Origin of the sequence: Paenibacillus arenosi (assembly GCF_014841135.1) — a bacterium.
GTDB lineage: Bacteria > Bacillota > Bacilli > Paenibacillales > Paenibacillaceae > Paenibacillus_B > Paenibacillus_B arenosi.
In genome coordinates, this window is the sequence record NZ_JACYTN010000035.1 from 12,548 (window position 1) to 27,956 (window position 15,409).

The window sequence follows — 15,409 nt, forward strand, 5'->3', positions numbered from 1 at the left end:
TTGTATCATCGTATGGGCAAGCTATAGGAAATAGTACAAAGATATAGCCATCACATCGTACGAATTCATACTTACCTAGAAAAGGGGAAGACAAGATGGAGCATATGGATCAAACGTGGCAGGTGACTGCTGCGATAATTGTATTTTTATTCACCTATTCCATTATCATTACGGAGAAAATGAACCGTGCTGTGATTGCATTATTAGGTGCTGTTGTCATGTTGATTTTGCATATTGTGCCAGTTGAAATAGCCTTTACGAAGCATGTTGAATGGAACACCATTTTCTTGTTAATCGGTATGATGATACTCGTAAACATTGCAAATAAGAGCGGAATATTTCAATATGTAGCGGTAAAGGCCGCACAGCAAGCACAAGGCAGACCGATACGTATTCTAATTATTATGTCATCGTTAACAGCTCTCGGATCGGCATTTTTGGATAATGTAACGACCGTATTGTTAATGGTACCGATTACGTTCTCTATTACACGTATTTTGCAAATTAATCCAGTTCCATATCTTATTGCAGAAATTATTAGTGCCAATATCGGTGGAACAGCAACGATGATAGGAGATCCACCTAATATTATGATTGGATCAGCTAATAAACATTTAACGTTTAATATGTTTTTGCAATATTTAGCGCCTGTAACGATTGTTATTATGGTTGTGGTATTGCTTGTACTTGTTCTTATTTATCGGAAGCAGCTGCAGGTGGGGGAGAAGCAAAAGGAAGCGCTGATGGAATTATCCGCAAAGGATTATATTACAGATAAACGGCTAGTTATGAAATCTATAACTGTCCTTGTCATGACGATTACTGGATTTGCGCTGCATTCTGTTATACACATCGAGCCATCTGTCATTGCTTTAGCTGGGGCAGCTATATTGCTATGTACACAATCCGAACGAGAAATTGAAGAAGCGTTCAGTCATGTGGAGTGGGTGACGATATTTTTCTTTATCGGCTTATTTATTCTTGTTGGAGGCTTGGTGGAAGTCGGTATCATCGAACAACTTGCGAGGCTGACTCTTGATGTAACAAAAGGAGATATGCTGAACACTACGATGTTTGTGTTATGGGTATCGGGAATTGCTTCCGCAACGATTGATAATATTCCGTTTGTAGCTACGATGATACCTCTAATTCAAGATGTAGGGGTGCAAATGGGAGTAACTGATCCTAATGAAACAAATGTGTTGTGGTGGGCGTTAGCATTAGGTGCATGTCTAGGTGGGAATGGAACGGTGCTAGGAGCATCGGCGAACGTAATTGTATCAGGAATGGCCAAGCGGGAAAATAAGGGATTCAGTTATTGGGAGTTTTTAAAAATAGGAGCGCCGATTACGTTGCTGTCTCTTCTTATTGCGACTGTGTATTTGTTTCTGCTTGTTGGCTAGTACGTGGGTGTAGATGGATGGGTAAACTTTTCAAGAATTTGATTCGTATGTTAAGGGATGGCTACGGTGAGAATACCTGTTGAAGAAGCTCTCTCCTTTCTAGATATCGGATTAAGGCTGTGAGGAGGTATCTCATTGGTATTTGGAATACTTGTTTTCCGTACAATATTGATGTATTTCGCTGTTTTTAGTGTTATGAGGTTAATGGGAAAGCGGGAAATTGGAAAGTTATCTATTTTTGATTTAGTGATTTCGATTATGATTGCTGAAATTGCTGTATTTGGTATTGAGGATGCCCATAAGCCTATATGGGAGTGTTTAGTACCGATGGCGGTGCTCGTCCTGATCCAAATCGGATTAGCTGTACTGGCTATGAAAAATAGACGGATACGTTGCTTCTTTGATGGAAATCCGAGCTTTATTATTAATCAAGGACAGCTTAACCGCGAGGAGATGCGTAAACAACGCTATAATTTGGACGATTTAATGCTTCAGCTTAGAGAGCAGGGGATAGACAGTGTTCAAGAAGTTCAGTTCGCTATTTTGGAGCCAACAGGGAAACTAACCGTGTTCCTAAAAGAACATGCTGGTAGTACCGGCGGTGAACAAGTCGTGGCCTCCACTGATGATGAAGAGAGCAGCGCTCATGCTGGCACGCAGGCAAGTACCAGCATGTCACAAAAAAATACAGACAATGAAATGAGTGCGGAGATCGCATTTAACATGAACACAAGCAGCACGATGCATAAAAAAGATCAACCTGTGTTAGAGCATCCCGATCGCATTAAGTTTACATCGCTTCCATTACCGCTTATTATGGATGGCCGTGTGATGGATTCTAATCTAGAAAAAATCGAGAAGACACGATTTTGGTTGAAAAATCAAATTCAGCAAAAAGGAGCTCAAGAATTTAAAGATGTGTTCTTTTGTTCTATCGATCATCGGGGACGCATTTTTGTAGACAAAATGGATCCCAAACCTAGGCGTTAACGTATTTCCGATGAAGCCCGTCGCCGTTAGGTACGACTAGATAGAAAACGTCCTATAAGGGGCAGGCGGGTTATGTCGTTTCGATCGATAAGTTTCATCATAATAAGCAGAGCAACATAGAGGCATAGTCCTACAAGGCATGCTGCACTTAAACGAATAAATACAGAGTTGGTTAGTGGGAAATGTTGATACGTTGCTTGAATGGCACCAGCGATAATGATCATAGCGACGCCAACTTTAGCAAAATCAATCCACGGAATTTTTATTTTAAACGTCCGAATAAGGCTCCATCCGTGAAGCAGTGTAACGATCATTATATTAACATTTATAGCGATGACAGCGCCCTGAATGCCAAGATGGGGCATTGATGCGAGCTGGATAATGAGTCCTAACTTCACAATTGCACCTACAAATGTGTTCATGAGTGCTGTTCCAGGCTGATCAAGTGCTTGTAACGCAGCTTGCAAAGGGGCTTGCAAGTATATAAAAATGGCTACCGGAGCCATCCACTGCAGCATGGGCGCTACTGAAATGTCGTCATAGAGTACACTGCACAGCGGCAATGCTAGTATATACATAACGACGGCAAAGGGAGCACCGCTCACTAAAGCTAAGCGGATCGCTTGATGCATGCGCATATGAATGGTGGCCATATCTTTTCGTCCGTAAGCTTCGGATAAAGAGGGTACCAACGACACAGACAAAGAATAGGTTAATGCACCTGGCAGCAGCAAAATAGGAATGATCATGCCTTGTAAAGCACCGTATTGAGCCGTAGCCACTGCAGTTACAATACCGGCAGCAGCAAGACTGCGTGCAATTGTAATCGATTCCAGCAAGTAGGATAAAGAGCCAATTAGCTTTCCACCTGTTACAGGAAGGGCGATTCGTAAGAGGCTGCGCCAAGCGGGACGCACCGGTTCCATAGGTTGTGTATAGGGAGTGTCTCTGACTATAGATTCGGTAGTGTTGTTCGTTTTCTTATGGTGGCGACGCCATTGCAGCACAAGCACTAACAAGCCACTCAGTTCACCTACAACGACCCCAAGCATGGCCCCAGCAGCAGCCCATTCCAGCCCATATGGAAGCAGCAAATAAGCGCCTCCAATGACGGTTACAATACGAACAATGGTTTCGGTTACTTGAGATGCAGCCGTCGGTATCATATTTTGTTTGCCCTGAAAGTAGCCTCTCAGTACAGAGGCAACCGCAATAATAATAATATTTGGTGTCATAAAGAGGAAGGTGTAATAGACACGGCTATCTGTGAGTACATGTGTTGTAATCCACGATGATAACAGTAAGCAGGTGACTGTTAAGACGACAGCAACAGAGCTTGTCATCCACAATGCTGCACGTACAATGTTACGGACACGCTGCTGATTCCCGACTGAATCTGCTTCAGCTACTAATTTTGCAACCGCAAGTGGAACACCACCTGTTATAATGGTTAGCATGACGAGGAGAAATGGGTAGCCAAGTTGATAGAGGCCAACCCCCTCTGCCCCAATGATACGAGGTAATGTAATGCGGGGGATGAAGCCAAGTATTCGATTTAATAAACCTGCTGCAAATAAAATGAGTGTTCCTTGGATGAAGGTTTGCTTTTTCATTTAAATCCCTCGCTTAAGGGCAGACTTGTACAACGTACTTGTTGTATTCATGTGTATGCAGTTGTCCGATTGGACATGTACAGGCTTTTTTGTTTCAATTAACGTTGGCAAGCAGGAACATGACAGGTTAAGCGCGAATTTACAATGGCAGTGGTGAACTAGAGAATGAAAAGGAGAGGCTTTCGTTATGGATCAAGTTTTGGAAGGGCGGATCAGTAGCATCTTAGATCAAGATATCGAGCTTCTCTGTCGGAGCAAAGCAGAAGAATTTCATTTGCTAGGTTACGAGCATGTGACTGATAAGGACATATGGGAATGTGTGAGCGCACGATACAAAAAAGTAGCAGAAGAGCCTGCGCTTCATCGTATCGTGAACGACATTTTGTCGCTTAGGACGACACAGTTTATGAACTATGCAACGATGGCTGCCTATAAAGGGTCTCCCTTTTCCTAAGGTGAGGCTTTTTTTGCGGTGACTAAGGCGATTAATGAAAAATTGACTCGTTTTTTGACCGTCGATATAATAGGAATATTGAACATGAAAGGGGAATGGGGACGATATGAAAAGGGTGATGACGTTCTTGTTCATCGTGGTCGTATCGCTTGGTATTATTATTTGGACGAGCCCTACGATCCTCAACAAGATTCACCTAGGCCTAGATTTGAAGGGTGGCTTCGAGATTTTGTATGAAGCTTCACCTCTTGAACCAGGTGGACAGGTGACTCCAGATGCGCTCGTACAGACCGCTAAAAGCTTGGAGAAACGTATTAATGCAACAGGAACAAGTGAGCCAGAGATAACGACGGAGGGTTCGAACCGTATTCGTGTTAAATTGGCAGACGTTCAGGACGAGGAAACCGTTCGTAAGAAACTGAAAAGTCCAGCTGTCCTCACGTTCCGCAGCTCCGATGGATGTAAAAGCCCAACGGATTATTGTAAAGTTGAATTAAAAGGAACGGATTTTGTTGAAGGCGGCGCTTCGGTCATTTCTGATGAGTTGAGAAGACCTGTTGTCGCAATTAAACTAAAAGATGGTCAGAAGTTCGGAGAAATTACGACAAGGCTTTCTAAACTAGCTAATCCAGATCCGACACAAGCACGCAATCAATTAGCTATTTTTATGGATGAGAAATTGATCTCAGCGCCAAGTGTACAATTCCCGATCACAGGTACTGAGGCTACGATTACTGGACAAGGAAGTCAGGAAGAAGCAAATGAGCTTAAAGACACGATTAACCTAGGCTCCTTGCCGCTCAAGCTGACAGAGAAGTACACGCAGAGTGTATCAGCTTCTCTAGGCCAGCTTTCACTGAATCAAACGATTAAAGCAGGTGTCATTGGTACGGTATTGGTGTTGCTGTTTATGTTAATTTATTACCGTATGCCTGGTATTATTGCTAGCTTCTCCTTGATTCTATTTATTTGGCTCCATTTCGTTGTATTCTGGTTGTCAGACACGACGCTTACTTTGCCGGGTATTGCGGCATTCGTATTGGGTCTTGGTATGGCAGTGGATGCGAACATTATTACGTACGAGCGTATTCGTGAAGAAATGCGTGCAGGGAAATCCGTTTCTTCTGCAGTTAAAGCGGGTTCCAAGAGCTCGTTCCGTACTATTCTTGATGCCAACGTAACTACGATCATTGCAGGTGGAGTTATGTACGCTCTGGGCGAAAGCCAAGTTAAAGGCTTTGCGTTTATTATGATGCTTACTGTTGTTATAAGTATTTTCACAAATGTATTCCTCTCCCGCCTATTCTTGCAGCTGCTTGTGAGAAGCAACAAGCTCAACAAGCCGTCTTACTTTGGTGTGAAGGAGAGTGAAATCCGTGAACTTTAAGACTAGTTACAATTTCGATTTCATGAAGGTAAGTAAATACTTCTTCATCTTTTCGATCGTCATTACACTTCTTGGTGTTGGAACCTTAGCGTTCCGCGGATTGAACTACGGGGTTGACTTCAGCTCGGGAACCAATGTCGATATCACCTTGAAGCAACCAATAAGCAAGCAGCAAATGGAACAAGCTTTGGCTGGCTATAAACTTGAGAAGCCCCCTGTTATTACAGAGGGTAGTGAGCGTATGGCTATCCGATTCACAGAGGTTCTAGCTGATACAGAAGAGGCTCAGTTGAAGAAAGATATTGAAAAGCTCTCTCCCGGCTCTTCTATTGAAGTAAATATTGTCGATGTGGAAATCGCTCGTGAACTTCAGCGTAACGCGATCTACTCCGTATTGATTGCCTCTATCGGTATTATCATTTACGTAAGTATTCGCTTTGAATGGAGATTCGCGATTGCAGCGATCGTTGCTTTGCTGCATGATGCGTTTATGGTTATTAGCGTGTTCTCCATTTTCAACTTAGAGGTTAACCTTCCGTTTATTATTGCGGTATTAACGATCATCGGTTTCTCTATTAATGATACGATCGTTATCTTTGACCGTATTCGTGAGAACCTTCGTTTTGCGAAACTTCGTAATCGCAGCGATTTGGACAAACTAGTTAACTCAAGTGTTAACCAGACGCTAACACGTACGATTAATACGATGCTTACTGTTCTTGTTACGGCAGTATGTCTACTCATCTTCGGTAGTGAGTCGATTCGTATGTTCTCGCTTGCAATCGTAATCGGTTTGGCATTCGGTGCCTACTCTTCGATCTTTATTGCTAGCCCGTTATGGGTTGTGCTTCGCGAACGTGCAGGCGATAAAAAGCCTAACAATCGCAAGCCGCAAGAAGTATAATCAATATATGTGATAGTTTTGGTGCTTGATGCACACACTGAGCACAGGTAGAATGCTGTGTCGGTCTGTTCATGCAAGCTTCCATCTGTAGCTGAGCCGCGTCTACCTAGACGCGGCTCAGATGTGTTAAATGAGGGGCATGTTAACTCCAAAGTTAACTGCAAATGAATGTTAAAGGAGAATGGTATGCTTCAATCACGAACTCGTTGGCGCTGTGCAGAAGTGTCAGAACAAAGAGCTGAACAGCTAGCTGTCGAAGCAGGAATTTCTCCGCTTTTAGCCAAGCTGCTAATCGTTCGAGGCATCGAAGATGGAGACGGTATTCACAGGTTCCTTTATGATAATTTAGAGGCTGTTCATGATCCTTATCTGTTAGCTGGGATGAAGGAAGCGGTAGAGCGGATTCATCGGGCGGTAGAACAGAAGGAGCATATTCGCATATACGGGGACTATGATGCAGATGGTGTTTCCAGCACATCACTTATGGTTTTCGTCATGAGAGAGTTAGGCGCTCATTTTGATTATTATATTCCGCATCGTGCGAATGAAGGTTATGGTTTAAACAATGCTGCACTCGATTTAGCCAAGAATCAGGGTGTTAGCTTAATTGTCACGGTCGATACTGGTGTCAGTGCTGTGGATCAGATCGCTTATGCGAAGCAGCTTGGTATTGATGTTGTCGTTACCGATCATCATGAGCCGCCGGCATTGTTGCCAGAGGCCTATGCATTAGTAAACCCTAAGCTTCCGACATGCCCGTATCCATTCAAAGGATTGGCGGGCGTCGGTGTTGCCTTTAAACTCGCACATGCTTTATTAGGCAAAGTACCAGAGCATTTGTTGGAGATTGCTGCTATCGGTACAGTTGCAGACTTAATGCCATTGGTAGGCGAAAATCGTATCATTGTTCGTGAAGCATTACAACGAATGAAACGAACGATCTATCCGGGCATTCAAGCGTTGTTGGACATAGGCGGAGTAGATCGCAATCAGCTTGTAGCTACAAATATTGCGTTTTCGATGGCGCCTCGTATTAATGCTAGTGGTCGCTTGGCTCACGCTGATTTGGCCGTTAAATTGCTTATCGCAGATGACTTGGCCGAAGCAAAAGTTTTGGCAGAAGAGCTGGATAGTTTGAACAAGGAACGCCAAAAGATCGTTGACTTAACTGTCAAGGAAGCTGAGAAGCAAATGACAGCTAAAATCGAGGAAAATGGCGGGGAAGTTCCTTCTGTTATCGTCTTGGCTAATGAAGAATGGAATGTTGGTGTTATTGGAATTGTTGCATCCAAGTTGGTGGATCGTTATTATCGTCCTACGTTTATTTTAGGAATTGATTCCGAAAAAGGACTGTGTAAAGGTTCAGCACGTTCCATTGACGGCTTTGATTTGTACGGAGCGATGACGGATTGCGCAGATCTTTTTGAACATTATGGTGGTCACCATGCAGCTGCGGGGATGACGATAGCTATGAATAAGCTACCAGAGCTAGAACAGAAGATGCAGGTCATTGCGCAATCGCAGCTTACACCTGAGCATTTTGTTCCTTGTACGGATGTTGATGCAGTATGTACGCTGAAGGATGTACCTCTGCAAGTAATAGACGAGTTAGGTCGTCTAGAGCCATTTGGCATGGGAAATCCACAGCCCCGAATCGTTATTCGTGATGCTTCTATACAAGATAAGCGAACGATGGGAAAAGAAGGCCAACATTTAAAGTTGATGTTATCGCAAGACCGTGCTACATTGGATGCGGTGGCTTTTCAGCGAGGAGAGTTATCAGATATTATTTCACCGCTTGCTCAAGTGGATGTATTGGGTGAATTGTCTATTAATGAATGGAACGGTTCGCGCCGTCCACAATTAATGCTAAAAGATATTCGTATTAATCATGTCCAGCTTATTGACCTTAGGGGTACAAAAGAACCTGTTGTGGCAGCGGTAGAGCTGGCACGCAAGCTTGAATCTTTAGGACGTGGTCCTGTTGCATGGCTAACGACGCCTGAAGAGGCGACTGTTTATGCAGGGGAGACCTTTGTAAGATGGACTAGCATGGTTAATGGTCAGCCTAATCAAGATGATACGGCAATACGCGATCTTGTGATCAGCTCAATTCCTGATGACCAGTCTGTCTGGGAGCAATGGGCACAGCGCTTCTCGCATGTAGAACGAATTCATGTTATATTGAATCGTCAGCCTTTCGAGAAGGGAATTAGACCACCTGCCCGTGAACGAATCATTCCTGCCTTTACTGCTTGTAAACAGTTAGGATCATGGCTGAATGATGAAGGGACACGAGTATCGTTAGCTCACAAGTCGGGTCTATCTCCGCGTGAGTGGGAGTACTTGATGAATGTATTCACAGAGTTAGGTTTCGTTACATTCAGCGAGCATGCAGCTGGTGGTACTTACGAAATTGTGGAGAAGCCGCAGAAGACGTCATTGGAATCCTCCGAGCATTACAAGCGATGGGATACGATAAGTCGCTGGGAGTCATTATGGAATGAAGCAGCCTCTGAGCAGTTGGCAGAACGGTTATTGTCTCTTTGGGGCAGTAATAAGTCTCAACAGGTGTCAACTGCGTGAAATAGATAGGGTTATATGAATTCCCTCTACGAAATAGCTGAGGTTATTGTTATTATGATTATGTATATTTGATTAATCAGCTTGCTGATTAACAAGGAGGAACTCTCGTGGACTTCAAAGAGTATATTCGTGTTATTCCGGACTTTCCAGAGCCGGGCATTCGCTTCAAAGACATTACAACATTGCTAAAAGATGGTGATGTTTATCGCGAGGCGATTGAATCCATTCAAAAAATGGTAGAAGATAAAGAGATCGACTTGATCGCTGGCCCAGAAGCTCGCGGTTTCGTTATCGGTGCTCCACTTGCTCTCATGATGGGTAAAGGCTTTGTGCCGATCCGTAAGAGCGGTAAGCTTCCTGGCAATACAGTGGAAGCGGACTATGGTAAGGAATACGGTAAGGACAAGCTTGCCATTCACCGTGATTCGATTCAACCAGGTCAAAAAGTACTAATTGCTGATGATCTATTGGCAACAGGTGGAACTATTGCGGCTACAATCGAAATGATTGAGCAATTGGGCGGAGTAGTTGTTGGAGCAGCATTCCTTATCGAGCTTGGCTACTTGGATGGCCGTGAGAAGCTTAATGGTGTTGACGTTCACTCACTTGTTACTTATTAATTGCAACTAATGTTTGGTGCATCCTTGTCCTTGCGTAATTGGATGTCATAAACTAAAGAACCTTCAATCCACAAGCAAGTGGGTCGAAGGTTCTTTTTAATTAGATGAAGTAGGTTTTTAGTGAGAAGCTGGTTCTTTGTCGTTGGAAAGTCCGAGCTTTTCAATAATGATGAAGAATAGATTTAACACAATTGCGAGTACAGTTGCTAGTGCCATGCCTTTTAGCTCAACATCCCCAATCTTCAGTTGTGCATGGCTAATTCCGATGACAATAACGAGTGTTGTTAGAAGCATGTCCTTTGGATTACCGAGGTTAACTTTAGATTCAATCAAAATTCGGAAACCTGATGCAGCGATGATCCCGAATAACAGCAACGATACGCCGCCCATAACAGCTACAGGAATGTTAGCGATAAGTGCTGACACCTTACCAAGGAATGACATCGCGATTGCAATAACTGCTGCCCCCCCGATAACATAGACAGAATATACGCGTGTTAACGCCATGACACCGATATTTTCGCCGTATGTCGTATTCGGTGTAGATCCGAGAAATCCAGAAATAATGGTCGATATACCGTTACCTAGCAGAGAACGATGAAGTCCAGGCTTCTTGGACAGGTCACTGCCTACAATGTTACTTGTAACCATGAGATGACCTACATGTTCAACGATGACGACAAGTGCCGCAGGCAAAACGATAAGAATTGCTGTCATATCAAATTCTGGGTACGTGAACGTCGGCAATTTGAAAAGAGGTGCATTTGCAACACTGTCCATATTGATTACGCCCATAAAGTAAGCAGCTACATAACCAGTAATAATTCCGATGAGAACTGGAATGATCTTGAGGAAGCCGCGGAACATAACCGTGCCAATTACCGTAACACCTAATGTAAGAAGTGCTAATTTCACGTTCGCGGGATCAATGACTCCATCCTGACCTGGAATAAAGTCAGCCATACCTGCTGCTACTGGAATCAATTCTAGACCAATAACCGCTACGATAGCTCCCATTGCTGCGGGAGGGAATAATACATCTAACCAGCGTGTGCCGATCCATTTTACGATGAGAGCGACAACAACAAATACAAGGCCGCACACGATAAAGGCACCAAGTGCTTTAGAGTAATTCTCAGCGTGTCCAGCTAATACGATGGTTACTGGAGCAATAAAGGCGAAGCTGGAGCCGAGATAAGCAGGAATAAGTCCACGGCAAAGAATAAGGTAAAGCAAAGTGCCGAGGCCGTTCATAAGTAAAACGATGCCTGGATCGACGTTGAATAAGTTTGGAACGAGGATGGTCGATCCGAACATGGCGAACAAATGCTGCAAACTAAGCATAAGTCCCGGTAGTAATGGTGGTTTATCCAACACTTGGATTTCGCGTTGCAATGCCTATGCACTCCTTTAAATAACGTTCATTGATAAATTCTAACTATATAATTTACATCGCAGGAGGTGTAGAAAGCAAGTATATTTTGCAAGTTCATGTCAAAAAATATAACACCCACTTCTATTTCTCCATATACCAACTCATATTTCGACATTGTTTGACAAAAAGGATGATGTTCATCTGTGGTTGACCATTGACGTCACTACGGTTCAAAGGCATAATTATAGGATAATCTGTAAACAGGGCTGGGTTTACCAAGTGACCCGGATAGAAAGGAATCGAGACGAGTCCTATGGGCATCGACCATTTAATTAATAAGGCTTCTGCCTATATGAAAGAACCGGATTTGAAACGGATTCGTGAAGCGTATGAATTTGCGGATCAGGCACATCACGGGCAGGTGCGTAAATCAGGAGAACCTTATATTTTACATCCTATCGCGGTAGCGGAAATTGTCGTAGGCATGCAGATGGATCCTACTTCTGTTGTCGCTGCTCTACTTCATGATGTCGTTGAGGATACGTCTGTATCGCTTGATGAAATTCGTGAACAGTTTGGTGAGACTTGTGCGATGCTTGTTGACGGTCTGACGAAGCTGGAGCGGATTCAATTCCGTTCCAAGGAAGAACAGCAGAACGAGAATTATCGCAAAATGTTCGTCGCGATGGCCAATGACATCCGAGTCATTGTAATCAAACTAGCAGACCGTCTTCATAATATGCGTACGTTGAAGTTCCAATCGGAGGAGAGTCAGCGACGCATTGCCTATGAAACGATGGAGATTTTTTGTCCAATTGCGCATCGTCTTGGTATTTCTGCAATCAAGTGGGAGATGGAGGACATTGCGCTTCGCTACTTGAATCCGCAGCAGTATTATCGTATTGCCAACTTAATGCATAAAAAGCGTGCTGAACGTGAACAGTACATCGAAGATGTTATCGTGCGGATTAAAGAAAAGCTGAATGAGATGGGAATCGAAGCGGATCTGTCTGGACGACCGAAGCACATTTATAGTGTGTATAAGAAAATGTCGATGAGAAACAAGCAGTTCAATGAAATTTATGATTTGCTTGCGATTCGAATCTTAGTAGACAATATTAAAGATTGCTATGCTACGCTAGGTATTATCCATACTTTATGGAAGCCTATGCCAGGCAGGTTTAAAGACTATATTGCCATGCCAAAGGCAAATATGTACCAATCCCTGCATACGACTGTAGTTGGTCCAACTGGGGAGCCGACTGAAGTTCAAATTCGTACATGGGACATGCATCGTACAGCTGAATACGGTATCGCGGCTCACTGGGCTTACAAGGAAGGAAGCGGAAGCAATGCTGCACTTTCTGTAGGGGGCAGTTTTGAAGAGAAGATGACATTCCTGCGTGAAATCCTTGATCTTCAGCAAGAGACGAAGGATGCAAGTGAATTCGTTGAAACATTGAAGATGGACTTCTTCTCTGACCTTGTCTTCGTGTTTACGCCGAAAGGTGAAGTCATTGAGCTGCCTAGTGGTTCCGTGCCGCTTGATTTTGCTTATCGCATTCATACGGAGGTAGGTAACCGTACAATAGGCGCTAAAGTAAATGGCCGTATCGTTCCACTTGATCATCAGCTTAAAACAGGCGATATTATTGAAATTTTGACGTCCAAACATTCTTATGGACCAAGTGCGGACTGGGTTAAGATTGCACAATCATCTCATGCGCGGACAAAGATTAAGCAGTGGTTTAAGAAAGAAAAGCGGGAAGAAAATGTACAAAAAGGCCGCGATCTCATTGAGCGTGAGCTGAAGCGTATGTCGTTGGATTCCCAAGTGTGGATGAACGAAGAAAAGTTGTTGGAAGCAGCTAAAAAGTTTAATTTCAACGACACGGAAGATATGTTGTCCGCTGTTGGCTTTAGCGGTTTGACGGCTGCGCAAGTATGCACGAAGCTCACGGAGAAGCTGCGTAAAGAAGCGGAAGAAGCAGCCCAAATTGAATTGGGCAAAGACGTGAAAGAAGTGAGGCGGGAATCGGAAAGAAAGCCGAGACCGACGAACGGTGTTCGCGTCAAAGGCGTAGATAATATGCTGATTCGCTTTGCTCGCTGCTGCAACCCTGTTCCTGGAGATGACATCGTCGGCTATGTTACACGAGGCCGTGGCGTATCCGTTCACCGAACAGATTGTCTAAACCTTCGTAAAGAGATGGAAGGGGAAGAAGCTGCTCGTATTATTGCAGTGGAATGGGAAGAATCGATTGAAGCGAATTACAGCGTCGATATTGAGATTACGGGTATGGATCGTCGTGGCTTCTTGAACGAGGTGCTGCAAATTGTATCCGAGAGCAAGACGAACATTGCAGCTGTATCAGGCCGTTCGGATAAGAACAAGCTGGCTATGATTCATATGACGGTATTGATTCGCAATACGGAGCATTTACAGTCCGTTGTAGAGAAGATTAAACGCGTCAAAGACGTTTATACCGTGCAGCGGATTATGAACTAGAATGATGCTATTGAGATCATGTCGTGTTCAATGGTGAAGTTGACAGATGTACACGATATACTCAGTGATTGAGCAGGGCCGCCCCTTTGTGGGTGGCCCTATCTATGTATACGGAGGGGTTGAGTTAATGAGGGTTGTCGTACAGCGTTCAAAGGAAGCCAAAGTAGTCGTAGATCATCAAGTTGTGGGTCAAATTGACTGTGGACTTATGCTTTTAGTAGGTGTAACTCATGAAGATGCTGAGCAGGATGTAAATTGGCTGGCTGATAAAATAGCAGGATTGCGAATTTTTGAGGATGAAGCGGAGAAAATGAATTTGTCTGTGAAGGATATTCAAGGTTCTATCTTGTCGGTATCACAGTTCACCTTATACGGAGATTGTCGCAGTGGCAAACGTCCGAGCTTTACTTCCGCTGCGCGTCCTGAAAAGGCAGAGCTATTGTATGAGCAATTCAATCAACGCTTGCGCAGCCATGGACTCCATGTAGAAACCGGTGTATTTGGTGCGAATATGGATGTAACATTTACGAACTGGGGACCCGTCACCCTGCTACTTGATAGTCCGACTCGTTCATAAGGACGTATTTCGTAAGTCTTTATGATGTATAGCAGTGTCGTTCAAATACGCATACTAACATCTAGTTTCATTTATAGTGATAGGAGCGGATTGGATGCGACACTCATTACAGCAATTAGCGATTCAGTATAGTCAGGCATTGACGGCAGGGGGGCTGCTTAAAGAGCAGACCAATCAATTGGTAGACGTTGATCCGATAGCGGTGCAGTCTAAAAGAGAACAGCCGAATCATCGACGTTAAGCAAATGTAGTTGCGGAAGTGAAAAGTGATGCGCTAGGTCGTGTAACGTATTCGTTTCACCTATGTCATCTCATGGGTATTAGAGAATAAGCATAATCAATTTGCAGTTATTCTCATATCAGTAGAGGTGACATGAATATGAAACATATACAAGCATACACTCGTACAGAAAATGAAGCAGAATCGTTGCGTGGTCCTCTTATAAGTTTGGGGATACAACAACAGCACATTGAGATTGGTCGACTTGAAGAGTCATTTGGACAAGGCCAGTTATTGCTGGCGCCTATTCCTTCTCATTCGGGTGGAGTCAGTTATGCAGGAGGCAACGCGATGCATCCTGCTGGATCGGGTGTAGGTGTAATCGTCAATCAGGATGATGAGGCTGATCGATCTGAACAGAGCGATGGACAGGTAGCAGGAATTGTTGAGGATGAACGTTTTCCAGAAGAACGCGAGCAAGCACCAAGTGACTTAAGCTATGTCATTTCCATTAAGATGGATTCAGATCATTTTATCGAGGCACTGAAACTTCTTCGTCGCCATGGTGCATATGTGGAATAGCATTTCTTAGCGAAGGGCTCGATTATCATTACTACTTGTGATACAATACGGAATCGAATATAAAATGGGGCTGTCCCAAAAGTCATCTTTAGATGGTTGAGGGATACGCCCTTCTTCATATTGTAAAACAAAAAGAAACCGTTTCTTGGTAAAATGGAAGTGCGACCAACCATTTACAAAAGGAGCGGT

At 43.7% G+C, this 15,409-nt stretch carries 14 protein-coding genes; 11 read left to right on the forward strand and 3 right to left on the reverse strand.

Going from position 1 to position 15,409, the window contains the following annotated elements:
* Positions 1–95 precede the first annotated feature (95 nt).
* Both IFO66_RS22485 and IFO66_RS22490 read left to right on the forward strand, forming a co-directional pair.
* Positions 96–1,403 (forward strand): ArsB/NhaD family transporter, encoded by a 1,308-nt coding sequence (locus IFO66_RS22485; RefSeq protein ID WP_192027258.1) that lies wholly within the window; start codon positions 96–98, stop codon positions 1,401–1,403.
* A gap of 171 nt (positions 1,404–1,574) precedes the next feature.
* A complete protein-coding gene (locus IFO66_RS22490; protein ID WP_192027270.1) occupies positions 1,575–2,393 on the forward strand; it encodes a DUF421 domain-containing protein in 819 nt (272 codons plus the stop codon).
* Positions 2,394–2,419: 26 nt separating this feature from the next.
* On the opposite strand, the gene spoVB is transcribed toward IFO66_RS22490, so the two are convergent.
* Positions 2,420–4,006 (reverse strand): stage V sporulation protein B, encoded by a 1,587-nt coding sequence (spoVB, locus tag IFO66_RS22495; RefSeq protein ID WP_192027259.1) that lies wholly within the window; start codon positions 4,004–4,006, stop codon positions 2,420–2,422.
* Positions 4,007–4,193: 187 nt separating this feature from the next.
* Between spoVB and IFO66_RS22500 the strand changes: the two genes are divergently transcribed.
* From IFO66_RS22500 to IFO66_RS22520, 5 genes are all read left to right on the forward strand, one after another.
* The gene (locus IFO66_RS22500) at positions 4,194–4,460 is read left to right on the forward strand and encodes a post-transcriptional regulator (protein WP_192027260.1); all 267 of its coding nucleotides are present in this window, start codon (positions 4,194–4,196) and stop codon (positions 4,458–4,460) included.
* Between the two features lie 106 nt (positions 4,461–4,566).
* Complete coding sequence (secD, locus tag IFO66_RS22505) at positions 4,567–5,847, forward strand: protein translocase subunit SecD (protein WP_192027261.1); 1,281 nt, start codon at positions 4,567–4,569, stop codon at positions 5,845–5,847.
* The gene (secF, locus tag IFO66_RS22510; RefSeq protein WP_192027262.1) at positions 5,837–6,751 is read left to right on the forward strand and encodes a protein translocase subunit SecF; all 915 of its coding nucleotides are present in this window, start codon (positions 5,837–5,839) and stop codon (positions 6,749–6,751) included. Before secD ends, secF begins: the two co-directional genes overlap by 11 nt.
* Before the next feature lie 186 nt (positions 6,752–6,937).
* Positions 6,938–9,337, forward strand: a complete 2,400-nt coding sequence (gene recJ / locus IFO66_RS22515; protein ID WP_192027263.1) for a single-stranded-DNA-specific exonuclease RecJ — start codon at positions 6,938–6,940, stop codon at positions 9,335–9,337.
* Between the two features lie 107 nt (positions 9,338–9,444).
* Entirely contained in the window at positions 9,445–9,957 is a 513-nt protein-coding gene (locus IFO66_RS22520) for an adenine phosphoribosyltransferase (protein WP_192027264.1), read from the forward strand.
* Positions 9,958–10,074: 117 nt separating this feature from the next.
* Here IFO66_RS22520 and uraA read toward each other — a convergent pair whose 3' ends face one another.
* A complete protein-coding gene (gene uraA, locus IFO66_RS22525; protein ID WP_192027265.1) occupies positions 10,075–11,352 on the reverse strand; it encodes a uracil permease in 1,278 nt (425 codons plus the stop codon).
* Positions 11,353–11,645: 293 nt separating this feature from the next.
* Between uraA and IFO66_RS22530 the strand changes: the two genes are divergently transcribed.
* The 4 genes from IFO66_RS22530 to IFO66_RS22545 all read left to right on the forward strand — a co-directional run bounded on the left by IFO66_RS22530 (position 11,646) and on the right by IFO66_RS22545 (position 15,220).
* Entirely contained in the window at positions 11,646–13,841 is a 2,196-nt protein-coding gene (locus tag IFO66_RS22530) for a RelA/SpoT family protein (protein ID WP_192027266.1), read from the forward strand.
* Between the two features lie 127 nt (positions 13,842–13,968).
* Positions 13,969–14,418: a D-aminoacyl-tRNA deacylase gene (gene dtd, locus IFO66_RS22535; RefSeq protein WP_192027267.1), complete on the forward strand. Its 450-nt coding sequence runs from the start codon at positions 13,969–13,971 to the stop codon at positions 14,416–14,418.
* A gap of 94 nt (positions 14,419–14,512) precedes the next feature.
* A complete protein-coding gene (locus IFO66_RS22540) occupies positions 14,513–14,659 on the forward strand; it encodes a hypothetical protein (RefSeq protein WP_192027268.1) in 147 nt (48 codons plus the stop codon).
* Between the two features lie 138 nt (positions 14,660–14,797).
* Entirely contained in the window at positions 14,798–15,220 is a 423-nt protein-coding gene (locus IFO66_RS22545; protein ID WP_192027269.1) for a hypothetical protein, read from the forward strand.
* Positions 15,221–15,226: 6 nt separating this feature from the next.
* Here IFO66_RS22545 and IFO66_RS23940 read toward each other — a convergent pair.
* Positions 15,227–15,409, reverse strand: a 183-nt coding sequence (locus IFO66_RS23940) for a hypothetical protein (RefSeq protein WP_225445994.1), incomplete at its 5' end; no start/stop codon positions are given.